Annotated in this window: 22 protein-coding genes and 2 pseudogenes; 5 read left to right on the plus strand and 19 right to left on the minus strand. The window is 60.2% G+C overall.

Annotation, left to right across the window (positions count from 1 at the left end; all coding sequences use genetic code 11):
* Positions 1 to 132: 132 nt before the first annotated feature.
* From nhoA to ABLV04_RS16785, 4 genes are all read right to left on the minus strand, one after another.
* Positions 133 to 978 carry an N-hydroxyarylamine O-acetyltransferase gene (gene nhoA, locus ABLV04_RS16770; RefSeq protein WP_130952734.1) on the minus strand — a complete coding sequence of 282 codons (846 nt, stop codon included), beginning with the start codon at positions 976 to 978 and terminating at the stop codon, positions 133 to 135.
* Positions 979 to 1054: 76 nt separating this feature from the next.
* Positions 1055 to 2710: an iron ABC transporter permease gene (locus ABLV04_RS16775; protein WP_348815930.1), complete on the minus strand. Its 1656-nt coding sequence runs from the start codon at positions 2708 to 2710 to the stop codon at positions 1055 to 1057.
* A gap of 55 nt (positions 2711 to 2765) precedes the next feature.
* Positions 2766 to 3734 carry an ABC transporter substrate-binding protein gene (locus tag ABLV04_RS16780; protein ID WP_048297610.1) on the minus strand — a complete coding sequence of 323 codons (969 nt, stop codon included), beginning with the start codon at positions 3732 to 3734 and terminating at the stop codon, positions 2766 to 2768.
* The gene (locus ABLV04_RS16785) at positions 3731 to 4432 is read right to left on the minus strand and encodes an ABC transporter ATP-binding protein (protein ID WP_117136129.1); all 702 of its coding nucleotides are present in this window, start codon (positions 4430 to 4432) and stop codon (positions 3731 to 3733) included. The genes ABLV04_RS16780 and ABLV04_RS16785 overlap by 4 nt, the downstream gene beginning before the upstream one ends.
* Before the next feature lie 214 nt (positions 4433 to 4646).
* On the opposite strand from ABLV04_RS16785, the gene ABLV04_RS16790 reads away from it, so the two are divergent.
* Positions 4647 to 5228 carry a flavin reductase family protein gene (locus tag ABLV04_RS16790; protein ID WP_048297612.1) on the plus strand — a complete coding sequence of 194 codons (582 nt, stop codon included), beginning with the start codon at positions 4647 to 4649 and terminating at the stop codon, positions 5226 to 5228.
* Positions 5229 to 5373: 145 nt separating this feature from the next.
* On the opposite strand, the gene ABLV04_RS16795 is transcribed toward ABLV04_RS16790, so the two are convergent.
* A complete protein-coding gene (locus ABLV04_RS16795) occupies positions 5374 to 6198 on the minus strand; it encodes a helix-turn-helix domain-containing protein (RefSeq protein ID WP_072420096.1) in 825 nt (274 codons plus the stop codon).
* Between the two features lie 203 nt (positions 6199 to 6401).
* On the opposite strand from ABLV04_RS16795, the gene ABLV04_RS16800 reads away from it, so the two are divergent.
* From ABLV04_RS16800 to ABLV04_RS16810, 3 genes are read left to right on the plus strand one after another with little or no spacing between them, the layout of a single operon-like run.
* Positions 6402 to 7973 (plus strand): sugar hydrolase, encoded by a 1572-nt coding sequence (locus ABLV04_RS16800; RefSeq protein ID WP_348815934.1) that lies wholly within the window; start codon positions 6402 to 6404, stop codon positions 7971 to 7973.
* Between the two features lie 26 nt (positions 7974 to 7999).
* Positions 8000 to 9382: a glycoside-pentoside-hexuronide (GPH):cation symporter gene (locus tag ABLV04_RS16805; protein WP_044523481.1), complete on the plus strand. Its 1383-nt coding sequence runs from the start codon at positions 8000 to 8002 to the stop codon at positions 9380 to 9382.
* 43 nt (positions 9383 to 9425) lie between these two features.
* Complete coding sequence (locus tag ABLV04_RS16810) at positions 9426 to 11030, plus strand: carbohydrate porin (RefSeq protein WP_117136125.1); 1605 nt, start codon at positions 9426 to 9428, stop codon at positions 11028 to 11030.
* A gap of 60 nt (positions 11031 to 11090) precedes the next feature.
* Here ABLV04_RS16810 and ABLV04_RS16815 read toward each other — a convergent pair.
* The 12 genes and pseudogenes from ABLV04_RS16815 to dapF form a co-directional block, all read right to left on the minus strand.
* Positions 11091 to 11267, minus strand: a pseudogene (locus ABLV04_RS16815) (transcriptional regulator); the annotation flags it as partial.
* A gap of 144 nt (positions 11268 to 11411) precedes the next feature.
* Positions 11412 to 11639 carry a tautomerase PptA gene (gene pptA / locus ABLV04_RS16820; protein ID WP_004891592.1) on the minus strand — a complete coding sequence of 76 codons (228 nt, stop codon included), beginning with the start codon at positions 11637 to 11639 and terminating at the stop codon, positions 11412 to 11414.
* 70 nt (positions 11640 to 11709) lie between these two features.
* Entirely contained in the window at positions 11710 to 12327 is a 618-nt protein-coding gene (locus tag ABLV04_RS16825; protein ID WP_023289870.1) for a glutathione S-transferase family protein, read from the minus strand.
* Between the two features lie 77 nt (positions 12328 to 12404).
* On the minus strand, positions 12405 to 13256 hold the full coding sequence (locus tag ABLV04_RS16830) for a transporter substrate-binding domain-containing protein (protein WP_167878180.1): 852 nt from the start codon (positions 13254 to 13256) through the stop codon (positions 12405 to 12407).
* A gap of 38 nt (positions 13257 to 13294) precedes the next feature.
* Positions 13295 to 14074, minus strand: coding sequence for an amino acid ABC transporter ATP-binding protein (locus ABLV04_RS16835; protein WP_032453069.1), 780 nt, complete (start codon positions 14072 to 14074; stop codon positions 13295 to 13297).
* Positions 14058 to 14984, minus strand: a complete 927-nt coding sequence (locus ABLV04_RS16840) for an amino acid ABC transporter permease (RefSeq protein WP_087827038.1) — start codon at positions 14982 to 14984, stop codon at positions 14058 to 14060. Before ABLV04_RS16840 ends, ABLV04_RS16835 begins: the two co-directional genes overlap by 17 nt.
* Positions 14985 to 14993: 9 nt before the next feature.
* Complete coding sequence (locus ABLV04_RS16845) at positions 14994 to 15503, minus strand: GNAT family N-acetyltransferase (RefSeq protein ID WP_004202731.1); 510 nt, start codon at positions 15501 to 15503, stop codon at positions 14994 to 14996.
* Between the two features lie 11 nt (positions 15504 to 15514).
* A pseudogene (locus ABLV04_RS16850) lies at positions 15515 to 17778 on the minus strand (NtaA/DmoA family FMN-dependent monooxygenase).
* A 24-nt stretch (positions 17779 to 17802) separates the two neighbouring features.
* Complete coding sequence (locus ABLV04_RS16855) at positions 17803 to 18924, minus strand: M20 peptidase aminoacylase family protein (protein WP_048297620.1); 1122 nt, start codon at positions 18922 to 18924, stop codon at positions 17803 to 17805.
* Positions 18914 to 19921 carry an MsnO8 family LLM class oxidoreductase gene (locus ABLV04_RS16860; protein ID WP_152842684.1) on the minus strand — a complete coding sequence of 336 codons (1008 nt, stop codon included), beginning with the start codon at positions 19919 to 19921 and terminating at the stop codon, positions 18914 to 18916. Before ABLV04_RS16860 ends, ABLV04_RS16855 begins: the two co-directional genes overlap by 11 nt.
* A gap of 91 nt (positions 19922 to 20012) precedes the next feature.
* A complete protein-coding gene (locus tag ABLV04_RS16865; RefSeq protein WP_044523492.1) occupies positions 20013 to 20564 on the minus strand; it encodes a (d)CMP kinase in 552 nt (183 codons plus the stop codon).
* A gap of 126 nt (positions 20565 to 20690) precedes the next feature.
* Entirely contained in the window at positions 20691 to 21557 is an 867-nt protein-coding gene (gene dapF, locus ABLV04_RS16870; protein WP_147734153.1) for a diaminopimelate epimerase, read from the minus strand.
* 593 nt (positions 21558 to 22150) lie between these two features.
* Here dapF and ansP point away from each other — a divergent pair.
* Positions 22151 to 23605 (plus strand): L-asparagine permease, encoded by a 1455-nt coding sequence (ansP, locus tag ABLV04_RS16875; RefSeq protein ID WP_023289881.1) that lies wholly within the window; start codon positions 22151 to 22153, stop codon positions 23603 to 23605.
* A gap of 50 nt (positions 23606 to 23655) precedes the next feature.
* On the opposite strand, the gene ABLV04_RS16880 is transcribed toward ansP, so the two are convergent.
* Both ABLV04_RS16880 and ABLV04_RS16885 read right to left on the minus strand, forming a co-directional pair.
* Complete coding sequence (locus tag ABLV04_RS16880; protein ID WP_002906779.1) at positions 23656 to 23877, minus strand: YgdI/YgdR family lipoprotein; 222 nt, start codon at positions 23875 to 23877, stop codon at positions 23656 to 23658.
* A gap of 147 nt (positions 23878 to 24024) precedes the next feature.
* Positions 24025 to 25086: a YncE family protein gene (locus ABLV04_RS16885; protein ID WP_032453078.1), complete on the minus strand. Its 1062-nt coding sequence runs from the start codon at positions 25084 to 25086 to the stop codon at positions 24025 to 24027.
* Between the last annotated feature and the right edge of the window lie 131 nt (positions 25087 to 25217).

A 25217-nucleotide genomic window follows, 5' to 3' on the forward strand; every position in this document is an offset into this window, starting at 1 on the left:
GGGCAAGATATCAGGCACGGTACCTGTAATTTCGCCGGGTGGCGGCTGTCGCCTTGCCCGGCCTACAGGGCCCTCTCACAGGCTCCCCCCCGTAGGCCCGCGCAAGCGCAGCGCCGCCGGGCATGAGGAGATTTACTTCCCGGCTTCCGGATGGGTATCGAATGCCGCCATCACCGCCGCCAGCGCCGCTTCGCTGAAGCCATGTTTAGGATCGTCCACGCCGAGGCCGAAGCGGGTCTGCAGCCCTTCGTACAGCGCGGAGACATCGGCAAAATCGACCTTCTCCACCACGTGGTTATTCTCCCAGTGGGTAAAGTGGAAATTGGTGAGGGTCATTTTGCCGCCGTCAGGCAGATGACGGCACATCAGCAGGTGGTGACGGAAGTGGGACTGCGGCCAGTGCGCCGACCAGAAGTTACCCATCACATAATCAGACGCATACTGGCGGCCTAAATCGAAATGGTACATCGACTGCCAGTGTTCGTGATGGTTGAACTGCAGCGTCCACTCATCCCCTTCATGCACCAGACGATAGCTGCCGTGCGGCGTCTGCTGCGGGATATCGGCCAGCAGCTTGATCGGCGCGGTCAGCGTCTGGCCGCCGAAGCCAACGTCGGCTACCCAGCGCTCGCCCGCCACTTCCACCAGCAATAAACGGTGAGTGCGCGGCGGCATCTGCGGCGGATTGGCCAGCACCACCCGGCCAAGCAGGCTGCGAACGTTAAAGCCTATTTCGCGCAGCGCGCGCTCCAGCAGGCCATTTTGTTCAAAACAATACCCCCCGCGGCGGCCGGCGATCAGCTTCTCTTCCAGCGCCAGGTCGTCAAGATGGATCTCGCGCGGCAGCAGGACGTCGAGGTTTTCAAAGGGGATGGCGCTGTTATGCTGCAGATGCAGTTGGCGCAAGGTATCAATAGAAACATTAGGCTCACCCGTCCAGCCCAGACGGGAAAAATAGGCGCGTAAAAAGGGACTCATCAGGGTCTCCAGCTGTAGGTGTCCGACATTTATAGCCTATTTTTCCGCGCCGACCCTCTTTTTTGTGCGCTTGCCGTTAACCGCGCGTGCTGCGCTGCATCAGCGCCAGCGCCGTCAGCATCAGGACCAGACCGGTCAACAGCGTCAGGCTGGCCATCGCCATGCCCTGACCAACGGATCCCTGTTCAAACTGGCGCCAGATAATCACCGCCACGGTCTGCGTGCCGGCGGGCGACAGCAGCAGCGAGGTCACCAGCTCCCGGGACTCCACCGCGAACACCATCAGCATCGCCGCCAGCAGCGCCGGAAAGACCAGCGGCAGGACAATCAACCGCAGCGCCCGCAGCGGCGACGCGCCGTGCACCCGGGCGGCGGGCTCAAGGTTCGGGCCCAGCTGGCGCAGCGCGCTGCCGACATAGCGCACCGGCCAGGGCAGCAGCAGGCAGCAATAGGAGAGCAGCAGCATCCACAGCGTGTTGTAGGGCGAACGCGGCCAGAAGGGCTGATTCCACAGCAGGATCAATCCCACCCCCACCACCACGCCGGGCAGCGCCGCCGGCATTAGCGACAGCGCATCCACCACCCCGCGCCCTTTGATCTTCTGCACCATTACCAGCCAGGCGGCCAGCAGCCCCAGCGCGCCGACGATCAGCGCCGAACCTAACGCCAGCGACACGCTGACGCCGAGGGCCGACAGGGCATCGCCCTGCTGGTCGAACAGCGCCGCGAAGTGACGCAGCGTGACATTCTCCAGGCTCACCCCGCCCGAGAGGGTGCCCATCAGGCTGGTGAGCATCATCGAGACGGCGGGGACCCCGACCGCCAGGCCGCCGACGGCCGCCATCACCAGCAGCGCGGGCAGCGTCATCCAGCCCAGCGACGCTCCGCGGTTTTCTCCCGGTTTACCGGTGACGCTGGTGACCTCCTTCTCACCCACCAGCCGCGTTTGCAGCCACCAGGCGAACAACGCCACCGCCATCAGCAGCAGCGACAGCAGCGCAGCGCCGGTGAGATCCACCGGCCAGTCAGCCAGCTTTTTCTCAATGCCCACCGTCAGCATCACTACTCCCGCCCGACTGCCCAGCGCCGCCGGGACGCCAAACTCCTCGATGGCGAGAGTAAACGCCAGCAGCATCCCCGACGCCAGCGCCGGGAAGAGCATCGGCAGCGTCACGTGCCAGAAGGCGCGCCAGGCGCTGGCGCCATGGCCCCGGGCGACCATCGCCAGCCGTTGCCCGCTCGCCAGCAGGCTGCGGGAGACGGCAAAGTAAACCACCGGAAAAATGTTAAAGGTCATCACCAGCACGATCCCGCTGCGGCTGAACAGCAGATCGTTTAGCTGCCAGCCGGTCAGTTGCTGCAGATAGCCCTGGCTTTGCAGAGCCAGCATCCACGAGAGCGCCGAGATATAGGGCGGCGTCAGAAAGGGGATCAAAAACAGCAGGTCCCACAGCCGGGGTAACGGCAACGAAAACATACCGCGCAGAATACCGAGCGGCAGACCGATCATCACGCTGGCCAGCGCCACGCCGCCGGCAATCCACAGCGTACCGCCGAGCATCGACGGCAGCTGGGGGTCGGCCAGCAGCGGCCAGACGCCGCCAAAGGCGTCATGGAGCGAACCGGCGCTAAAATGGGGGAAAATCGCCTGCAGCAGAATAAACAACAGCGGTAACGCGACCAGCAGCGTCAGGGCGGCAAGCGTCACGCCGGAAAGGAATTTTTGTTTCACAGCGGTTCCTGAAACGAAGCGTTCTCCGGCGGCCAGCGCCGGAGAACCGTGTCAATTAGTGGGCATACAGCTGACTGAAGCGGCTGAGGACGGCGCTACGCTCGCTACTCCCCTCGCCGCTGGTGGGCAAGACCTTCAGCGCGTCCAGCAGCGGGCGTTTGGCGGCCACATCGCGGCGAGCGGGCATCAGCCAGGCGTCGGCGACCCGCGCCTGACCTTCCGGCGACAGCACGTAATCGATAAAGGCTTTGGCCTCGTCGGCATGCTGGCTGGTTTTGAGGATCATCATCGGGCGCGGGGCGATCACCGTCCCGCTGGCCGGGAAAATCACCTTCAGCGACTCGCCCTGCTGAATATTGCCGTAGGAGACATAATCCACCGCGCCGAACACCGCCGCTTTCGCCCCCTGCATCACCGGCGTCACCGCCTGGGCGTTGGGGCCGCTGACCACCATGCCGTTCTTTTTCAGATCGTCAAACAGCTGCCAGGCCTGGTCGCCCATGCTGTTTTGCAGGCCAATCAACAGATCCAGCGACGCGCCGGAGAGCGACGGGTCGGGCGTGGTCACCTTGTCTTTAAACGCCGGCTGGGTGAGGTCGCGCCACTCTTTCGGCTCCGGAGTGCCGCTTTTGCTGTTCCAGACGATGCCAAGCGCCGAGACTCCCTGGGCGATATAGTCCGCCGATTTCAGATTAGCCGGTACCTTGTCGGCGTTAGCACTGTGAAAAGGCAGCAACCAGCCCCGGTTGTGCAGATCCTCCGCGGTATCCCATGAAGCGGAGATCAGCACATCCGCCTGCGGGTTGGCCTGCTCGGCCTCCAGACGGGCCATCACTTTGCCGGTGGTGGCCTGGAAAACGGTCACCTTCACCCCGGTCTGTTGTTCAAAACCACTGGCCAGGTTTTTCGCCAGCGAGCCGGGGCCGGCGGTGTAAACGGTCAGCGCATGGGCGCTGGAGAGCATCATGGCGGAGAGAGCCATCGCGAGTACCACTCCTTTCTTAACGGTCATAACGGTGTTCATGCAACTTCCCCTGAGGTTGGCGTAACGGCGCGGACAGCGGCCACGCGGCCCGCGGATAAATGGACGATCCGGTCGGCTAACAGGTCGGCTTCACGGCGGTCGTGGGTGACATACACGGCGGTGGTGCCGAGCTGTCGCAGCAGACGGCTCATTTCGCCACACAGCGATTCGCGCAGTTCGCTGTCCAGGTTGGAGAGCGGCTCATCAAACAGCAGCACCCGCGGCGCGGCGACGATCGCCCGCGCCAGCGCCACCCGCTGCTGCTGGCCGCCGGAAAGGCCTGAAGGTTTACGTTCCGCAAAGCCGTCGAGGCCCACCCGCGCCAGCGCCTCGTTCACCCGGCGCTCGCGTTCGGCGCGGGCAACGCCGCGCATGCGCAGCGGAAAGGCGACGTTCTGCGCCACGCTCATATGCGGCCAGAGGGCGTAATCCTGGAAAACCATGCCGATATCGCGCTGTTCCGGGGGCAATCCCCATCCTGCGCGGGCGACCAGCCGATCGCCAAAGCGAATTTCACCGCTGGCCGGCACGCTCAGCCCGGCCAGCAGGCGCAGCAAGGTGCTTTTGCCGCAGCCGGACGGGCCCAGCAGCGCCACAATGCTGCCGGGTTCGATATGCAGCGAGAAGCCATCGAGAATGGGGGTCTCTGCGAAGGCGAATGAGACCGCCTGCAGAGTGATAGGAGTCAGCGCGCGCATTGTCGCCCTCCCTTGCGGGAAAGCAACCCCTGCCCGGCGGTCGACATCCGACGGGGCGCGCTCACCTGGGATAACATCAGGGGAGCCAACATATTGTGATCCTCTTTGGGACTTTGTGCTGGCGACTATAGTCAGACGAGATGACGTATTGATTACATTTTCATTGCGGCTTAACGTGTTACCTGCCAACCGACCCATTACTCAAGGAACGCCTATGAGCCGCTTTCGCCACGTGGAACTGCAGTATGCCAGCCGCCTGCTCAACCACGGCCCGACCATTTTGATCACCAGCTACGACGCTGCCTCCGACCGGCGCAACGTCATGGCCGCCGCCTGGTCGATGCCGGTGGAATTCGCCCCGCCGCGGGTGGCTATCGTGGTGGATAAAAGCACCTGGACGCGGGAAATCATCGAGCGCAACGGCACCTTCGGCATCGTGGTTCCCGGCGTGGCCGCCGCCAGCTGGACCTACGCGGTCGGCAGCGTCAGCGGCCGCGATGAAGATAAATTCAATGCTTACGGAATTCCGGTGGTGAGCGGTCCGGAACTGGGACTGCCGCTGATCGAGGAGAAGTGTCTGGCATGGATGGAGTGCCGCCTGCTGCCGGCGACGGCGGCCCAGGAGCAGTACGATACGCTGTTTGGCGAAGTGGTTTCCGCCGCCGCCGATGAGCGCGCGTTTGTCACCGGACGCTGGCAGTTCGATGACGATAAGATCAATACCCTGCATCATCTGGGAACCGGCAATTTTGTCGCCAGCGGCCGCCACGTGCGGGCCAATACTCCGGAAGAGTAGCTCTCCTCGCCTCCGGGGCAATCCTTCACCACCCTGCGCGTCTCTCCCGGGGGCGGCGCGCAGCGCCTTGCCCGGTCTACCGGATCGCAGACCGCTGAGGACGCGTAGCCCGGACAGATGCGCAGCATCGCCTCCGGGGAGAGAACTAGCGCTGCAAACGCCGCCGGTCTTCGCTGGGCGTCAGGCCAAAAACCTTTTTATATAAAGTGGTAAAGTGATTACTGTTGGCAAAGCCGCATAGATAGGCCACTTCGGTAATCGTCATATCGGTCTCGCGTAATTTTACGCGCGCCGAAACTAATCGCAGACGCTTTAAATAATTATCCGGCGTCAATCCCGTCGCCTCTTTAATATGGCGAAAAGCGGTACGCGTGGTCAGATGGAATTTCTCCGCCAGTTGCTGCCAGTTATGCTCTTCAAAGCAGTGCTCCTGTAACCAGGTCAGCAATTTATGCAGCTTATATTTGGTGGTGCTATATTCCGCTTCGGTTTCGGCATGCAGAATCGTCGTCACCAGCTGGAAAAACGCGGCTTCGCGCAGAGCAATATTTTGCCCTTGTCGCAGCTCGGCAGAAAATATCTTATCCACCAGTTCCTTGCAGATATGGCGGGTGTCCGGCGCCAGCCAACCGTAGCAGGACGCATTCTGCGCAGAGAAAGTCTGTAATAAGGTATCGAGAGGCTGTAAATAATGAAAGCCTACCAACGGATTAATCAGCACATTAATTAACTTAAGCGTTCCCAGCTCATCATAATAATGAACGTCGCCAGGCTGAACGTAAAAAACGTCGCCCTGTTGAATATATAGTGGCCTGCCATTAATAACGTGTAAACCGTGCCCTTCCTCAACGATCACCAGCTCAGCAAATTCATGACAATGTTCATGGCTATTATCTTCCGGATCGCTGGCATACATGCCCAGCTTATCCTGCGGATGGGTGAAATAATACTCAACGGTCAACATCATCATCTGTAAAGTCCAAAACGGCTTACGGCGCAGAGGCAAGATAATGCATTTTCCCGACCGCCACGAGCAAGATGTTTGGAATTGTGATCGGCAACTCGCCCATCTCATTATCAGTGCCAATCTGGCAAATGCATTGGCATTGCCAGAGTGGTTGCCCCCGTGGCCGCCATCTTATGCTGCGGACAAATAAATACAGAGGACGCAGTATGTCACAGGCAATTCAGCATAATTCTCAGGTCTCGATGACCCGCCACCCGGATTTTCTACGCACCGCCGAGACGCTCCGGCCCGCGCTATGCCGCCAGGCGTACCCGCCGATCGCCGTGGTGGAAGCCCACGCCGACGCCACGGCGCTGTTTGGCTGGCGCGCTGAGCCGGTAAGTTCCCTGGCCGCGTTTTATCAGCGCGAGCTGAGCAGCGGCGATAGCGTCATTATTGATTTTGGCAGCCACTTTGTTGGCTACCTGCATTTTCTCTGTCAGAGCGTCGGGAGCCCGCCGGACGCTCCGGCCCATCTGCAGTTCACCTTCGGCGAAACGCTGAGCGAAGTGTGTGAGCCGTTCAGCGATTACCAGGGCTGGCTCAGCAGCAGCTGGCTGCAGCAGCAGGATCTGTGGCTTGATGTCCTGCCGGCCTACGTTGATCTGCCGCGCCGCTACTGCTTCCGCTATCTGAAGGTGGAGGTCAAAGCCGTGTCGCGCAAGTTTCGTCTGCAGTTCAACCAGATTCAGGTGAATGCCGTTACCTCCGCCAGCGGCGCATGCCCGGCAGCGACAACCGCCGACCCGCAGCTCAAGGCCATCGACAGCGTTGCCGTTCTGACTCTGCAAAACTGCATGCAGGAGGTGTTTGAGGATGGCCCCAAACGCGACCGCCGCCTGTGGCTCGGCGATTTACGTTTGCAGGCGCTGGTGAACGATGTGACCTTCGCCCGTCACGATTTAGTACGCCGCTGCCTGTACCTTTTCGCCGGGCATACTCGTGAGGACGGTATGGTATCGGCCAACGTGTTCGTGCAGCCGGATGTCATTGCTGACGATACCTTTCTTTTTGATTATTCTCTGTTTTTTGTTGACGTTCTCTACAACTATCTGCAAAGCGCGGAGGATATTGCTACGGCCCGCAAGCTGTGGCCCACGGCCCGTCGTCAGATTGAACTGGCGCTGAAACGCTGCGACGCCTCCGGGGTTGTGCGCGATAGCGACGACTGGTGGGTGTTTATCGACTGGCAGGCATCGCTGAATAAACAGGCTTCAGCGCAGGGCGTGCTGATTTACTGCCTGCAGCGCGCCGTCTGGCTGGCGGAGCGTTTCGAACCTGAGCTGGCCGTCCGCTATCGCCAGCGTTTACAGCAGCTTAAAGCTGCGGCCCTCGATGTCTTATGGGACGAGCAGCAAGGCTTCTACATCAGCGGCGAGCAGCGGCAGGTCTCATGGGCATCGCAAATCTGGCTGGTACTGGCGGAAGTCGGTACTCCTCAGCAGCGCCGGGAGATCATGCATAATCTGGAGCAAAATCCCCCCGCGATCGCCATGAACACGCCATACCTACGTCACCACTATATTGCCGCCCTTCTGCAGTGCGGGCTGCGCGACGACGCTATTGCGCAGATCAAAGCCTACTGGGGAGCAATGGTCGACTACGGTGCCGATACCTTCTGGGAAATCTTCGACCCGGCGCATCCTGATTTTTCCCCTTATGGCAGCAAGCTGATAAACAGTTATTGCCATGCGTGGAGCTGCACCCCGGCCTGGTTTATTCGCCAGTACGGACTTTAACAACAACGATAAGCGAGTGTACTTTTATGGCAGAAACAACCTTTACCCTTTGGCGGCAGCGCCTTGGCTATGGCATCGCCGACCTCTCCTGCAACCTTGTGTGGCAGATGATCTCTCTTTATCTGATGTTCTTTTACACCGACGTAATGGGCCTGCCCGCTTATTACGTAGGCCTGATGTTCCTCGTGACGCGCCTGGTGGACGGCGTTGCCGACGTGCTAATGGGGCTGGTTATCGACAATACCGCCACCCGCTGGGGGCGCTGCCGTCCGTATCTGCTGATTGGCGCGATCCCCTTCGGACTGCTGTGTATTCTGGCCTTCTACGTGCCTGATTTCGGCACCACCGGTAAGCTGATCTACGCTTTTGTCACCTATCTGTGCCTGTCGTTTCTCTATACCCTCGTTAATATTCCATTCTGCGCCATGCTGCCGTTTCTGACGAACGACTCGCGGGAGCGCACGACGCTGTCGGCGGTACGTATTCTGCTCGGCTCGCTCGGCGCGACTATTGTCGCGGTCGCCACGCTGCCGCTGGTTGGCGCGCTGGGGAAAGGCAATCAAGAGCACGGCTTCTTCTATACGGCGGTGGTTTTCGGCGTTATTGCCACCTTTTTTCTGCTGGTGAGCTTCCGGAACGTTAAGGAAAATATCAGCATTACTCAGGAGCGTATGACCTTAAAACGCGCCTGGGTCAGCCTGCGCGCCAACCAACCATGGTTCGTCTTCGCCATCAATATTTTCCTGATGTGGGGCGCGTTTTTCTTCCAGACCGGGGCGCTGGTCTACTTCTTCCATTATTACGTCGGTAATAACGATCTCACGGCGATCGTCGCCGGGATCTCCACCTTCGTTCCTCTGCTGGGTACCCTCACCGTTCCGCTGCTCGCCAGCCGGATGAAAAAGCGCCACGTCTATCTGGTCGCCAGCGCGATCAACCTGGTCGGCATGGTCATGATGATGGCGGCAGGCGTTAACAGCTGGGGTCTGGTTGCCGGAGCGGTCGTACTCTCGCTTGGCGCCGGACAGCGCACGGCAATTTACTTCTCTATGCAAGCCGATCCGGTGGATTACGGAGTATGGAAAACCGGCATCAATACCGCCGGCATTTTAACCTCCATCAACGGCTTTCTTGGCAAGGTGGCGATGGCGGGCGCGGGAGCCATTACCGGGGTCCTGCTCTCATCCGGCGGTTATATCGCTAATCAGACGCAAAGCGACGGCGCGATGCTGGCGATAAAAGCCTGCTACCTCTATATCCCGGCGCTGCTGATTGTCGCCTCAATGCTGTGGATGGGTCGCTTCTACCGACTCGACGACCAGTACGAGCAGATCCGCGCCGACCTTGACGCTGGACGCCGTGCGCCGTCGAACCCATCGCCCGTTGCTGGAGAAAACCACGCCCTGTAAGGCGCAGCACCCCCTAATACCTCTGAAAAAAATAAGGATTGATATGCGTATCTCTTTGATTAGCGCAGCGGTTTGCTGCGCCCTTTTTTCGGCTTACGACGCGAGTGCGGCCCCGCTCACCGTCGAACAACGGCTGGCGCAGCTGGAGGCCCGGCTTAATCATGCGGAGCAGGAGGCCGGAGAGGCCAAACGTCGGGCGCAGCAGGCGGAGCTGCGCACCAGCGCCGCGGAACAACGCGCGGCGGCAGCGGAAAAGCAGGTGCAGACCCTCAGTCAGCGCACCGCAGCGACCGAGCAAAAGCAGCAGGCTGCCGACAAACAGCTGGCGAAAAGCAGCCTCAGCGATGGCTTCGAGTTCAACGCCTACGCGCGCTCCGGGATGCTGGTTGACAGTCATGGTAAAGGCGCGCGCGGCGGGCCGGGAATCTCCCCGGCCAGTTCGCTCAACGGCGATGCCCACGTTGGCCGTCTCGGCAACGAGAAAGATAACTACGTAGAGCTCAGCTTCGGCAAAAAAATGACCTTCAGCGACGGGTCATGGGCGCACTTTAAAACCATGCTTGCCGACGGGGCAACCAACCCGGATCCATGGGTACAGGATAACGACAGCCACCACCTGAACGTGCGTCAGCTGTACGTCGAGATGGGCAATTTCGCCGATTTTTCCGGGCCGTTCAGGAGCGCGTCCATCTGGGCGGGCAAGCGTTTCGACCGCGATAATTTCGATATCCACTTTACCGATAGCGATATTATGTTCCTCGGCGGTACCGGCGGCGGGATCAATGACGTGAAGTGGGGGGATACGCTGCGCGGCGATTACTCGGTCTATGCGCGTAACTTCGGCGATCTGGGTAGCGATAACTACCAGGATAACGATATACAGAACCTGATGTTCACCGCCAACCACTTCTGGAACAACTGGCAGCTGATGACCACGGCGATGACCGCCCAGGGCAATGATGATCTGAAAGATAATACCTCGACCACCGGCAGTTACGCTCTGCGCAGCGATAATACGGCGAAAAACGGCTACTACGCGATGCTGGCATATCACGACAAACAGCAATTCTATGGCCTCGCGCCGGGCGTATCTGAGAGCGCCCTGCAGTATGGCGGCGGGCTGGGCGCCGAGGCGCGCCAGCCCGGTAGCGATGGCGATCTTACCGAGAACGCTAAGTCCCTGCGTTTTGCGTCCTACGGCATTTTGCCGTTGGGGAAAAACTGGCAGCTTGCACCATCGGTTATCGCCCAGCATAGCGAAGATCGCTACCGCGATGGCGACCGCTACGATTGGGCAACCTTTAACCTGCGGGTTTCCCAAGGGATCACCCGCAACTTCGCCCTGCTATACGAGGCGTCCTGGCAATATATGGACCTGAATCCCAACGGCCGAACCTATCGCTATAATGACAACGTGTATCAATACCAGGCGGTGAGCGGCGATTTTTACAAGCTGACCTTCGCCCCGACGTTCAAGGTGGGCGATGTGTTTGATATCAAAGCGAGGCCGGAGATACGTTTCTTTGTCACGTGGATGAACTGGGATAAAGACCTGGATCATTATGCGATCAACGATGATTTCGGCAGTAAAGGCTTTACCGCCGGAGGAAACTGGAACTTTGGCGTGCAGACGGAGATTTGGTTTTAATAAAGTAGCCCGTCCGGGGCAAACGCCTGGACGGGTTTATTTAAATACACGCTGTTACTTAACGCCAACGGCCGCTGCAAAGTCCTGCTGTTTTAAACCTGTGGCTTCACGTATCGCTTTCACGTCAATTTCGCTGAAGCTATGAACGTGCTGCTCCTTCGGCATTTGTTGACCTTTCTCGATCCTGACCATTTCTTCTGCACTCGCCAGCAGATCGGCAAACAATTCGTCTTTCATATACACCTCAGTTGGCTCTCTGGCGCTTAGGATAGATGAACATGATGTTTCTCTCAGTGCGTAGCCGGAGAAGCCCCTGCCGGAGGCGGCGCAAAGCACCTTGTCCGTTGGACAGATGCGCAGCATCGCCTCCGGGGCGCCGGGTTACATGCTATAACCCGGCTTCTTAATCAACTGCGCCATCTGCGGGGCGATCTCGCTGTCCCACACCGCCTGCCACGCGTCCGGCTCAACCTGAGTGAGCGCGACGCTGACCGCGCCCTCTTTACTGTTCAGATGGCGGATCAGCACCTCGGTAATGTCGGCGGCCAGCGCGGTTTTTTGTTCGTCAGTCAGTTCACGGGGAAAGCATTTAATATCAACATGCGGCATAGCAAAGACTCCTTGTGGTGAAGGCCATAACGCTACCACAGAATGGCGGTTGCGGTTGACATCGCGTGCGTTAAATCAGCTTGTTACGTCGTAGCGCCGCGGCCAGCTCCGGTCGCTGATAGACCGCCAGGGCGACGGCGGCAAATTTGGGCGTATGGGCGTTAAACCACGCCTGCCTGGGCCCCCAGCTATACATCGCCGCGATATAGCAGTCCAGGAGGGTAACCGACGCGCCCAGCGCCCAGGGCCCGGCGACCAGCTGCTGTTCGAACCAGAGATAGAGGTTGTTCCGGTACTGGCGACAATTTTCCACCAGCTGCTCCGCCGCGGCGGGCGCCCAGCGTTCCGGGTAGTCGGCATAGGTAAAGGTGGGATAGACATTCGCCACCAGCCAGATCAGCAGACGCTGAAACTGCTGACGCTGCGGCGTCCCCGGCGCGGGGGCCAGATCGGGGCGTTGGTCGAGGATCATCAGCGCGATGGCGGCGGTTTCGGTCATGATGCTGCCGTCGGCCAGCCTGAGGGTGGGCACCTGGCACAGAGGGTTAATCTGCCGCAGGCGCTCGCGCGCCGGGCCGGGCTGATCAAAGCCCTCGACGTCAACCACCTCGTAGGGAATATCGGCCAGGGAGAGCATCAGCTCGCTAATCGTCGAGCCCCATCCCGGCACGCCATATACGGTAATCATGGTCTGCCTCCAGGGTAAAGCCTAAGTGTAGGCAGAAAATTGCCGCTCACCCACCCGGCATACCCTGGCCCTGGCGGTTAGTAGGTGATCCCCGGCGGGTTGACCACCGACTGCGCCACCGCTTCGCCCTGCTCTCCCCAGCGCGCCAGCACCTGTTGATATTCACCGCGCGCGATCGCCCCGTCGAGGGCGGCCTGCAGGGCAAAGACCAGTCCGTTGCCTTTTTTAGTGGTCGTCGCCACCCACGCTTTTTTCGGCCCCAGGCCTACCACCCGGGTCTGGCCGTTAAGGGCCGCTTTATAGGCGGCCACCGACTGCGGACCGAAAAAAATATCCGCCCGCCCGGACTGGATATAGAGGTTGCCGGAGGCATCATCGGTCAGGTAGACCGGCTGGGCCGGCGGCCGCCCGGCGGCCCGGTTGTCCTCATTCCAGCCCAGCAGGATCCGCTCCTGATTGGTGCCGGACCCAACGATCACTTTGCGCCCGGCAAGGTCCGCGGGTCCATGCACCGCGGCGATGTCGCTGGTGGATTTCACCGAGAAGGCCAGAGAGTCCACCCGATAGGTGGCGAAATCGAACTTCTCTTTGCGCTTCTCGGTTACCGCGATATTAATCAGCGCCACGTCATAGCGGCCGGCGGCGGTGCCCAGCGGCCAGTCCTCCCACGCAGTGGGCACCAGCCTGAGCTTCAGGCCAAGGCTCCCGGCCAGCAGGCGGGCTATATCCGGGTCGCTGCCGATCCGCGTGCGGTTGTCGCTGGCCAGCAGCGCCAGCGGTGGCGAATTGAGCGCCGAGATCGCCACCGTCAGCGTTCCCGGCTCCACGAAGCGGTAGCCCGGCGGAATTTTCGCTATCGCCTGCGGGTCGCGGGTGACCGGCAATGGCTGCTCATTGGCGCGCAGATCCAGCGCCGCGTGAGCGTCCAGCGCCAGGGCGCTGAATACAAGGGTCGCTATCGCTCTGTTCATGACGGCAGCACCCTGGATAAAAACTGCCGGGTACGCGGATGCTGCGGATGGTTGAGCACCTCGTCGCTGCTGCCCTGCTCGACGATCCTGCCGTCGACCATAAACACCACCTGGTCGGCCACCTCGCGGGCAAAGCCAACCTCGTGGGTGACCACCACCAGCGTGGTGCCAGAGCGCGCCAGCTTCTTGATCACATCCAGCACCTCGCCCACCAGCTCCGGATCCAGCGCCGAGGTGGGCTCATCAAACAGGATCACCCGCGGGTCCAGCGCCAGCGCCCGGGCTATGGCGATACGCTGCTGCTGGCCGCCGGAGAGATGTCGCGACCAGGCGTCGGCTTTATTGCGCAGTCCGACGACGTCCAGCAGCTCCCAGGCACGGGCAATGGCTTCTTTGCGCGTGACCTGCCTGTGGGCGATCGGCGCCTCTATCAGGTTCTCCAGCACCGTCAGGTGTGGAAACAGGTTAAAGTTCTGGAACACGTAGCCGACGTTGATCCGCTGACGGAGGATCTCCTTCTCTTTCATCTCATACAGCTTGTCGCCTTTGCGGCGATAGCCAATATAGTCGCCATCAATCTGAATAAACCCCTCATCGACGCGCTCAAGGTGATTAATGGTGCGCAGAAGCGTGGACTTGCCCGAACCGGAAGGGCCGAGGATCACCGTCACCGTGCCCGGAGGTATCTCCAGCGACACATCGTCCAGCGCCTTGTGGCGGCCATAGTATTTGCTGACCCCGGTGATAGAGATATGGCCATTACGAGAGCTGGGCATGGACGGCCTCCTGGGGCTGTGGTTGACGTGCGGGTTGATTCAGACGGCTGCCGCGGGCGCTGTTCACCGCCGAGCGGCGCTCACTGCGCGCCAGGCCACGTTCCACCAGGTACTGAATGGCGGAGAGGACGCTGGTGATCACCAGATACCAGGCGGCGCCGACCATCAACAGCGGGATCACCTCCTGGGTACGGTTGTAGATCATCTGGATGGTGTAGAACAGCTCCGGCATCGCCAGGACGTACACCATCGCCGTTCCTTTCGCCAGACTGATGATCTCATTGAAGCCGGATGGCAGGATGGTGCGCAGCGCCTGCGGCAGAATAATGCGCAGCGTGCGTCGCCAGGCGGGTAGCCCCAGCGCGGCGGCGGCTTCATACTGCCCGTGGTCAACGCCGAGGAACCCGCCGCGAATAATCTCCGCGGTATAGGCGCTCTGCACCAGGGTCAGGCCCACCACCGCCGTGGAGAATTGCCCCAGCACGTTTATCGTCTGGTAGCTGGCCCAGGTGACGTCGGTAAACGGGATCCCCAGCGACAGGGTGTCGTAGAGATAGGAGAAGTTGTAGAGAATGATCAGCACGACAATCAGCGGCAGCGAGCGAAACAGCCAGATATAGCCCCAGGCGAGGCTGCTGAGCAGCCATGAAGAGGACAAGCGGGCCAGCGCCAGCAGGCCGCCGAAGATCACGCTCAGTACCGTGCCGAGCAAGGTCAGAAGCAGGGTTTGCCCCAGCCCTTCGAGGATCACCGGGTCGAAGAACCAGCGGGCGAAGACGCCCCACTCCCAGCGCGGGTTAAAGGCCACCGACTGGATCACTACCGCCAGCACCAGCAGGGCCACCAGGGCCCCGACTACCCGCAGCGGATAGCGCGCCGGCACCACTTTGATCGTTTCAGATGAATGCATCATGCCTCCTCAGGCGCTGTGGCTGAAGGCGCTCACCGCCAGCGCTTTAGTGAACCGCAGTCGGCCATCGTAGGGCGGCTGACTGTACTCTTCGGGGTCTCGCGCGAGGTCGAACTGCGCCTCATACCCCTGGCTGAGATAGAGCTTGACCGCCTCCGGCTGACGAAAGCCGGTGGTCAGGTAGATATGGCTGTACCCGGCCAGCACCGCCCGCCGCTCCAGCTCCTGAACCACTTTCGCCGCCAGCCCCTGCTGGCGCAGACGGCGGTGCGTCCAGATACGTTTGATCTCTGCGGTGTGGCGATCCTTCGGCTTATAAGCGCCGGTGGCGATAATTTCGCCCTCACGCTCAAGGACGATAAACAGCCCCTGCGGCGGCAAATACCACTCGCTCAACTCCACTTCCGCATCGCGGGAAAAATAGTCACCGTAGCGGGCGGCGTATTCGGCAAACAGCCCGCTAATAATCGGCTGCAGCTCCGGTGCGTCCGGAGAAATATCGCGGAATGCTTCGCTCATCGCGCCTCCTGTCAGTCGCCCAGTCCGGGCGGGTTGATCTCCGATTGCGGAATGCTTTCCACTCCCTCTCCCCAGCGGTTAAGCACTTTGGCGTAGTCCCCGCTGGCGATAGCGCCGTTCAGCGCCGCCTGGACGGCATTCACCAGCCCGCTGTCTTTTTTCAGCGTCACCGCGATATGCGCCGCTTTCGGCCAGCCGCCGTCAACGCTGCCCACCAGTTTGGTTTTGCCGGTCAGCGCCGCCTTCCACGCGCCAATCACATTGGGGCCGAAAAAGGCATCGGCTCGTCCGGTCTGCAGCGCCAGAGTCTGGGCGGCATCATCCTTGGTGTAGACCGGGGTAAACGGCTTCAGCCCTTTTTTGACGTTCTCCGCGTTCCACGCCAGCAGGATCGCCTCCTGGTTGGTACCGGAGCCGACGATAATCTTCAGCCCGGCGATGTCTTCCGCCTTGTCAATCTTGCTCAGCGGACTGCTGCTTTTGACGTAGAAGCCCAGCGAGTCTTTGCGGTAGGTGGCGAAATCGAACTTCTCTTTCCGCGCTTTGGTGACCGTAATATTGCTGATCGCGGCATCATATTTGCCGGAGGTGACCCCTAGCGGCCAGTCTTCCCAGGAGGTGGGAACCACGTTCACCTCCAGCCCGAGACTCTCCGCCACCAGCCGGGCGATATCCGCCTCGCTGCCGAGCAGGGTTTTGTTGTCATCGGCGAAGACCGTCAGCGGCGGTGAGTTCAGGGCCGCCACCGCGACGGTAAATTTCCCCGGCACCGCCAGATGCAGATCTTTCGGCAACAGGGCAATGGCCTGCGGGTTTTTCGCTGTGTGAATGGGCGTTTTGTTGGCCTCAAGGCTTACCCCGGTGCCATTGATCTTGACGTCCTGTGCCCACGACGAGGCGCTAAATGCCAACGCGACGGCCAGCAAGAGTGTTGTTTTCTGCATAGCGTGATTCTCTTTTCTTATTTTTGGAATTGATTAGCGGGTAGCGCCAGTCCCAGACTTTCCCGCAGGGTGGCGCCCGGATAGTCGCGACGGAACAGGCCGCGCGCCTGTAACAGAGGCACCACCTCATCCACAAAGCGCGGAAAGGTTTCCGGCGTGCCGCCCTGAATAATGAAGCCGTCCGCCGCGCGCTGTTCGAACCACAGTTGCAGCCCGTCGGCGACATCGCTGGCGGTGCCGGTAAAGCGCGGACGCGGGCTCGCTGCCTCCAGGGCCACCTGGCGCAGGGTTAATCCGCGCTCGCGGGCGTGACGTTTAATCTCGTCGGTGGTACTGCGGAAGCTGTTTTGCCCGAGGTCGCCAATATCCGGGAACGGTTCATCAAGCGGATACTGCGAAAAATCATGGTGTTCGAAATACCGCCCCAGATAGTTCAGCGCATCCTCGATGGAGACCAGCGCCGCGGTGGTCTGGTACTGGCGCTCCGCGTCTTCGGCGTCATCGCCGACAATGACGCTGACGCCCTGGAAAATATGCAGCTGATCCGGAGTGCGCTGCCAGGCCGCCAGCTGGCTTTTCACGTCCTGATAAAATGCCTGCGCCTCGGCCAGCGATTCCTGATGGGTAAAAATGGCATCGGCGTGGCGTGCGGCTAATTTTTTGCCGTCGTCCGACGCGCCAGCCTGGAAAATAATCGGTCGTCCCTGCGGCGTGCGGGCAATATTCAGCGGTCCGGCCACTTTAAAGAAATCGCCGTGATGATCGAGCGTATGCAGCTTATTTTTGTCAAAGAACTGACCGGTCGCTTTATTGCGCACAAAGGCATCCTCTTCCCACGAATCCCACAAGCCTTTCACCACCTGCAGATATTCATCGGCAATGCGATAGCGCAGCGCATGATCCGGATGCTGGGCCCGGGAGAAGTTTTTCGCCGACCCTTCCAGCGGCGAAGTGACCACGTTCCAGCCCGCCCGCCCCTGGCTTAAATGGTCGAGGCTGGCGAACTGGCGGGCGGTGGTAAACGGCTCGCTGTACGAAGTGGATAAGGTCCCCACCAGCCCCAGCCGCCGGGTGACCGCGGCCAGCGCGGAAAGCACCGTTAAAGGTTCGAAGCGATTTAAAAAATGGGGAATCGATTTTTCATTAATATATAAACCGTCGGCGACAAAAATAAAATCCAGTTTTCCCGCTTCCGCTTTTAACGCCGTCTCTGTAACAAAATCAAAATTAATACTGGCGTCCGCTTGCGCCGCCGGATGACGCCAGGCGGACATATTTCCCGATGCGCCATGTAATATCGTCCCCAGACGCAATTGTCGATTTTCAGACATAGCTACCCCTTCCCCTGTCATCCATTAAATGTGTTGTAATGCCTGCTCCGCCAGACGGGCGAAATAGTGCGCTGCGGGTGCAATAAGCCGTTCGTCCGGATTAAATGCCGGATGGTGCAGACCATATTCGCTGGCGCTGCCGATACTGACGAACGCCCCGGGAATATGCTGAAGATAGACCGCAAAATCTTCACCGCCGAGATGCAGATCGGCGTGGTGGGTGCGGTACCCGGCCTGGGCCGCTACCTCGCTGGCGAAGTCGGCCCAGCGGGCGTCATTGACCAGCGCCGTCGGGCCGGCATACCAGAAGACGTCAATCTGCGCGCCAAAGGCGCTGGCGAAACCGGCCGCAATCTCGCTGACCCGGGCCTTGACCCGCTGCTGCACTTCACTGCTGTGGGTGCGCAGCGTCCCCTCCAGCTCGACGCTCTCCGGCAGCACGTTCCAGGTATTGCCTCCCTGGATCCGCGTCACGCTGAGCACCACCGAGTCGAGGGTGTTCACTTCCCGGCTGGCCACGCTCTGCAGCACCGTCACCAGTTGGCTGGCCAGCAGGATCGCATCCTTGCCTTCATGGGGGCGGGCGGCATGCGCGCCCTTTCCGGTCACTTTGAAGACGAAGCGGTCGACGTTGGCGTAGAACGCGCCGCCGCGGGTGGCAAATTCACCCACCGGCAGGCCGGGCTCATTGTGCATACCAAAGATCGCCGACACCTCCTCCAGCGCCCCGGCGCGGATCAGGGTTTTCGCCCCGCCAAAATTTTCTTCCGCCGGCTGGAACAGGATCCGCACCCGCCCCGGGAGTTCCGCTTCCCGATCCTTCAGCAGCAGCGCCGCTCCCAGCATTACGCTGGTGTGAATATCGTGCCCGCAGGCATGCATCACCCCTTGATTCTGCGAGCGGTAAGGCAGACCGGTCGCCTCCTCGATGGGCAACGCGTCGATATCCGCCCGCAGGGCTATCACCTTGTCGCCGCTGCCGACTTCGGCCACCAGCCCGGTTTTCAGATCGTAAGGCAGCAGGGTCAACCCACCGCTTTGCAGCCAGTCGCGGATCCGCGCAGTGGTGGCCACCTCCTGCAGGGAGAGCTCCGGGTTCTGGTGCAGCTCGCGCCGCCAGCTAATCAGTTGTTGTTCAAAGGACATTCAGCACCGCCTTGACGTAGTGAGCCTGCGCCAGCAGGCGCAGGGAGCGCAGGCGCGCAGGCCCGTCGCTAATAGGGGTATCAATGATGAGTTCATCCAGCTGATCTTCCGCCTGCAGCGCGTCAAGCCGGGCTTTAACCTCTTCGGGAGTACCGGAGATCAGTGAGGATTCGCGGCGGTGGATGCGTGTCGGCCGGCTGCCAGCCTGGCGGGCAAAGGCGACGGCCTGCGCCTCACTGCCGACGGTCACCCGCTGGCCGTTCTCCAGCTCAACGCCCCACGCCTCCACCTGCTGCGCAAGCGCGGCGGCGGTAGCGGGATCGTCGGCGACCACCACCTGCACGGCGACAATCGCCTCGCGCGGGCTCAGCTCGCGCCAGCGGTTGAGCACCGTGCGGCGCAGCGCGCTGTCGCCATTGAGATGGGCGGCAAAGACAAAGTTCCAGTCAAGGCGGGCCGCCAGTTCAGCACTCTCCAGGCTGGCGCCGAGCAGAAAACCGTCTGCCCGGCGCGGCGGGATCGGCGTGGCGCGCAGGCTCTCTTCCCCTCCGGGCTCAGTCAGCGACAGCCAGTTATCCAGCTGCGCCAGCTGGTCGGCAAAGGCGCCTTTCTCTTCCTGATGCAGGCCCTGCTGCAGCGCGCGGGTGGAGAGCGGCAAGCCACCAGGCGCCTTGCCGACCCCGAGATCGATGCGGCCCGGCGCGAGGGCGGCCAGCAGGTTGAAGTTTTCCGCAACCTTATAGGGGCTATAGTGCTGGAGCATGACGCCGCCGGACCCGAGGCGGATCCGCCGGGTGTGGCCCAGCAGCCAGGCGATAACCAGCTCCGGCGAGGGGCTCGCCAGCTGATCGGTATTGTGATGTTCGGCGACCCAGAAGCGGTGATAGCCCCAGGCTTCGGCGTGTTGCGCCAGCGTTAATGTACGCGCCAGCGCCTGCGCGGCGGTTTCCCCGGCGGCAAGCGGACTTTTATCCAGGATACTGATTCGATAAGACATTTCGCAGGCTCATATGAAAGTACGTGCCTGCATTATTAAAATCTCTGCTAACTATTGAGAAACAATTAATTCACATGTGTACTGCTGAAAATTAGATATGCCCGCCTGACCGCTGCGCTTCCAGCTCGCGGAGCAGCGCCTCGGCCTGCCGCGGACTGCGCAGCCGGACGAAGCGAATATGACGATATTGCGGATCCTGCATATCGGCCAGATAGCGTCGGCGATTCTGCCGCCAGGTTTTCAGCGTCCAGAGGATGATGGATTCCCGGCTGCAGAACGAACGGCGGAAGCTCTCGCGGTTGCCGGTGCCCGGCCACAGCTCCTGACGTCGCCACGCCCGGCTCGCGGCCCGCCACACCGCCTGGCGCAGCGTGCGCCAGAGGCCATAATCCAGCCAGATCACCAGATCCACCTCGCGCCATTTGACACCGCGGCTGCGATTGTAGTTGCCATCCAATACCCAGCCCGGGGTGGCCGTCGCGGCGGCAATGGCGGCGAAAAACGCCTCATCCGGCGCGCCCTGCCAGTTCGGCCGCCAGTACAGGCGATCCAGTTCGATGCACGGCAGTCCCAGCCTGTGCGCCAGGCGACGAGCCAGGGTGGATTTGCCTGAGCCGCTGGTGCCGACCACGTTGATGTTCATCTCTGTTTCTCCCTGGTAGCCATTTCCGTTGTTTGTCGCCTTTGCCCGGATGGGAAAAGGCAGTATGTACAGCCGCTTACGACAGCAAGCAAAAGGCAAAAAATTTCCGGCTGATCGCCCCACCTGTCATCCCGCGCCAGTGGAGATAGCGCCGCCGCCGACAAAGCAGTCTTTATCCAGCGTCAGGCTGGCGATCTTATACACCGGGCCTTGCATACAGACCTGAAAATCCGCGCCGAAGGTGATGCGCAGCTGGCCGCCTGGCATGTTGACCTCCACCCGATCGTCCACCTTCCCTAACCGGCGCATGGCGCTGGCCGCCGCGCAGCTGCTGCTCCCGGAGGCCATCGTAAACCCGGCGCCCCGCTCCCAGATACCAATCTTCAGCGTATGGCGATCGACAACTTCCACGAACTGCACATTGCAGCGTTTGGGGAACAAAGGATGATGTTCAATTTGCGGTCCTAAGCGATGGACCTGTTCCAGGTCGAGCTTATCCACGAGGACAACGCAGTGGGGATTGCCCATAGAGACCAGCACGACGGACAGGGTTTCATCCGCCAGCGGCAAGGGATAATTCACCGCCTCGGGCAAATTCACCAGGGCGGGTAACGCCGCCGGATTGAAATTCGCCCGCCCCATGTCGACGCTAATCTGATGAAAATCGCTCTCCACGGTGCAATAGACGTCTCCGCCCGCCGTGTGCACTAAAAAGGGCTCATGCCCGACACGACCGATATCAAACAGATAGCGCGCATAGATCCGTAGCCCATTCCCGCTTTTCTCCGCCTCGGAGCCGTCCGGATTGATAATACGCAGCGTGGGGTGGGTTCGATCGCCGCTGTCGATCAGGAGACCATCAGAACCGACGCCATAGTGGCGATGGCACAGAATTCGAATATGCTCGTTGCTCAGCTGGTCGGCAACGGCGCGATGGCATACCAGGTAATCATTACCCAGTCCGTGATATTTATGAAAGTGCAAGGGTGTCATTGTGTGGGGTCGCCTGGCGCTACGGGTATGGTTTTCCATCTTACAATACCTGCCCCGGCAGAATGAATTAAACAATAAGGGTTAACCGCTCTGTTCATTCTGCTCCCCTGCAGGCATCACGCTTCCTCCGCCTGCGTGGCGCCGTGACCAACGCGGAAGCCATTTATGCTGGAATAACCGGATATTAACATCAAAATCACTGATGATAATGGCTAAAAAATGGTCGTGGATGACCGGTTAAACGCCCGGCTGCGACCCGGCGAGCAGGTGGCCATCGCCCGTGGCCAACGGATGCAAAAGCAGCGAACTGCGCCTCCGCCGTCCCCTGACAAGCTCGCGCTTACCCTAGTCGACGCCAGCATACCAGCGCTTTCATTCTGTTGCGGGAAACTCTGCGACGCTGATCTCATTGATAAATCTGTCAAATGCTATCGGTAAATGTTTTAGGTGCGTAACTATTAGGTTACGTGTAGGATTCAGCGCCATGTCTGAGCTTATCTCCTACGTCAGAATGATGAGAAAGCCAGCATAATGTGCCAGCCGTCCTCCACGCCGGCTGCAAACATGGGCATTGACAGGAAACTGATACATCAATGAATACGAAACACGACACTGCAGCGGAGCACCATGCTGCAAAACGCCACTGGCTCAACTCACATGAAGCGGGTTATCACAAAGCGATGGGCAACCGTCAGGTACAGATGATCGCCATCGGCGGCGCCATCGGTACCGGTTTGTTCCTCGGCGCCGGGGCACGTTTACAAATGGCAGGGCCAGCGCTCGCACTGGTCTATCTGGTCTGCGGCATCTTCTCTTTCTTTATTCTTCGCGCCCTCGGCGAACTGGTTCTCCACCGCCCCTCGAGCGGCAGCTTCGTCTCCTATGCCAGGGAATTCCTCGGCGAAAAGGCCGCCTACGTGGCCGGCTGGATGTACTTCGTTAACTGGGCAATGACCGGGATCGTCGATATCACCGCCGTGGCGCTGTATATGCACTACTGGGGCGCGTTTGGCGATGTGCCGCAGTGGGTCTTCGCCCTCGGCGCGCTGGCCATCGTCGGCACCATGAACATGATCGGCGTGAAGTGGTTCGCCGAGATGGAGTTCTGGTTCGCGTTGGTCAAAGTGCTGGCGATCGTCGCGTTTCTCGTGGTCGGCACCATTTTCCTCGGCTCCGGTAAGCCGCTGGACGGTAATGCCACCGGCTTCCACCTGATCACCGATAACGGCGGCTTCTTCCCGCACGGCCTTCTGCCGGCGCTGGTGCTGGTGCAGGGCGTGGTCTTCGCCTTCGCCTCCATTGAGCTGGTGGGCACCGCGGCCGGTGAGTGTAAGGATCCGGAGACGATGGTGCCGAAGGCCATCAACAGCGTGATCTGGCGTATCGGCCTGTTCTACGTCGGGTCGGTGGTGCTGCTGGTGCTGCTGCTACCGTGGAACGCCTACCAGGCGGGACAGAGCCCGTTCGTTACCTTCTTCTCAAAACTGGGCGTACCGTATATCGGCAGCGTGATGAACATCGTGGTGTTAACCGCCGCCCTCTCCAGCCTCAACTCCGGCCTCTACAGCACCGGGCGTATTCTGCGCTCCATGTCGATGGGGGGCTCCGCGCCGAAGTTCATGTCGAAGATGAGCCGTCACCACGTCCCTTACGCCGGGATCCTGGCGACGCTGGCGGTGTACGTGGTCGGGGTGTTCCTCAACTATCTGGTGCCGTCGCAGGTGTTTGAGATCGTCCTCAACATCGCTTCGCTGGGGATCATTGCGTCCTGGGGCTTCATCGTGGTGTGTCAGATGCGTCTGCGCAAAGCGATTAAGGAAGGAAAAGCGGCTCAGGTGAGCTTCAGAATGCCAGGGGCGCCGTTCACCTCCTGGCTGACGCTGCTGTTCCTGTTTAGCGTACTGGTGCTGATGGCCTTCGATTATCCGAACGGCACCTATACCATTGGCTCCATCCCGTTGCTGGCGGTGCTGCTGGTGGCGGGCTGGTTTGGCGTGCGTAAGCGCGTGCATGCGATTCACAGCACAGCGCCGACGCTCAAGCAGTAAATGGCAGGACTCCCGGTTTGTCCATCGCGGGCAAACCGGGAGGTCAGGACTTAGTTATCCTCAACCAGCTGCGACACGTCGCTGCTGTTAATTTCCCGCTTATTACCAGACTCATCGATATAGCTGGTCATCCCCGTTTCTTTATCCAGCTGCGGCTTGCCGTGGGTGACGATCGTCTGACCGCTTTTGGTGGTCATAACGTAGTTGGACGAACAGCCTGCCAGCAGCGCCAGCATCGCGCCGGCGCAAATCACCATGAATGGTTTTTTCATTTTATCTCCACTGATTACCACTGCCCGCGCGAGGCGGGAAAGCGATAAGTGTATAACCTTCAGGTTTATCAGGCCAATACGCGTTTGTAACAGAGGGTGAGATGCCGGGCGCAACCACCGGTGACGATGGTCGTCGCGCCCGGGACCTTACAGGGCGATGCGGATCACGTCGTCCGGCGCCGTGGCCTCTTTCTCACGGCTGGATGCTTGTTTCACGCTGACGTACAGCGTTTTGCCGTCATCAGAGAGCGCCAGGCTGTTGGGATGGGTCGGCGTTTTAAAGGTCTTCACCACCTTATAGCTCTTGCCGTCGATAACGCTCACTTCCCCCGCCTTACGGTGCGTCACATAGGCTTCATTGCGGGTGGGGTTAAACAGCACCGCCAGCGATTCCGGCGCGGTGATTTTCTCCAGCACTTTGCCGTCGCGGGTATCGACCACCAGCACTTCCGGCTGCTTGCTGTCGGTAATAAAGGCGCGGTGGCCGGCGGTATCGAGGCTCAGGTTAAGGTAGAAATGCGCCTTGCCGTCATCCAGCAATTTTTTGCGCGACACAATGGTGTTGCTCTCGCTGTCGATGGTCAGCAGTTCGCCGTCGGCATTGGTGGTATAAAGGCGTTTCGCCTGCGGATCGATCGCCAGGCCGGTGGCCATCGCCCCGGTGCCGGTAATCGTCGTTTTCAGCTTCAGGGTAGCGCCATCCACCACCCAAATCACGCTCTCTTTGCCCAGACCGGTAATGTAGATAGTGTTGGTCTGCTCATTGACCGCCAGCTCGCGCGGCTGCAGCGGGCGCACGGTTTCACTGCGCTGACGCTCGTCCAGCACCAGTCGCCCCTTCACAGCGCCGGTTTTGGCGTCAATGGCGGTGACGGTGCTGTCGACGGTATTACCAAACCACAGCGTACCGGTGGCATGGTTGATAGCGGCGCCAAACGGCTTCAGATCGTTGTGAATAATCTGCGTCACGTCGAGGGTGGTGGGGTCAAGACGATAAACAATCCCCCCTTTGTCCAGCGAACGACTTTGCGAAGTGGCGACCCACAGCGCGTTCTCCTGCTGGCTGTAGGCCATTTCGTAGGCCCCTTTCCCGACGGCCTTGCGCAGCATCTCTTCCGCGGCGTGGGCGCTAAAGCTGCCTGCCAGCAGCAGAGAAGTGAATAACAGTGAATGGCGCAGACGCGGCGCGGCAAACTGACGTAATGACATGACGACTCCCTTTGATGAACCTGTATGTGCTGACCCGACATCGCTTCCGGCGGCAAAGTCATGGCTCTGCCTTATTTTGAATGCGAATAGTAATCATTAATTATCTCAAAGTGGAGCGCTAATTGTTGTTG

Origin of the sequence: Klebsiella sp. JN_Kp127, from assembly GCF_040062505.1 — a bacterium.
Taxonomy (GTDB): Bacteria; Pseudomonadota; Gammaproteobacteria; order Enterobacterales; family Enterobacteriaceae; genus Klebsiella; species Klebsiella quasipneumoniae.